General features: G+C 36.0%; 1 protein-coding gene and 1 pseudogene. Both read left to right on the top strand.

What is annotated here, in order from left to right:
- Positions 1–109, top strand: a pseudogene (locus ACYVTD_RS18285) (elongation factor P); the annotation flags it as partial.
- Positions 110–139: 30 nt separating this feature from the next.
- Positions 140–350, top strand: a 211-nt coding sequence (locus ACYVTD_RS18280; RefSeq protein WP_461249023.1) for a CD1247 N-terminal domain-containing protein, incomplete at its 3' end; no start/stop codon positions are given.

The following is a 350-nucleotide window of genomic DNA, read 5'->3' as shown; positions in this document are numbered from 1 at the left end:
ACCAGCGAAGTTAGAGACGGGAGCGGAGATTATGGTTCCTATATTCATCAATGAAGGCGAAAAAATTCGTATAGATACTAGATCTGGCGAATATATGGAACGAGCATAATTAAAATAATACGACAGGAGAAAAAGCATAATGTTTTTTGGTAACAATGAGATAGAAAGTTTGAAGAAAAAGATTGCTGGAGCTTTTAGCGACGATAAGCAAAAGGAAGTTTTGACAGAGCTTGTTGGTATAATAGAGGAAATTGGCAATGCATTTGAAGAATATGAAGAGCAAATTCAAGAGATAGATGATGACTTAAACAGCATAGAAGAGTTTGTTTATGCCGATGGCAACCGTAAAG

This window comes from Treponema sp. R6D11 (assembly GCF_054786075.1).
This window is presented reverse-complemented; position numbering and strand designations above follow the sequence as displayed.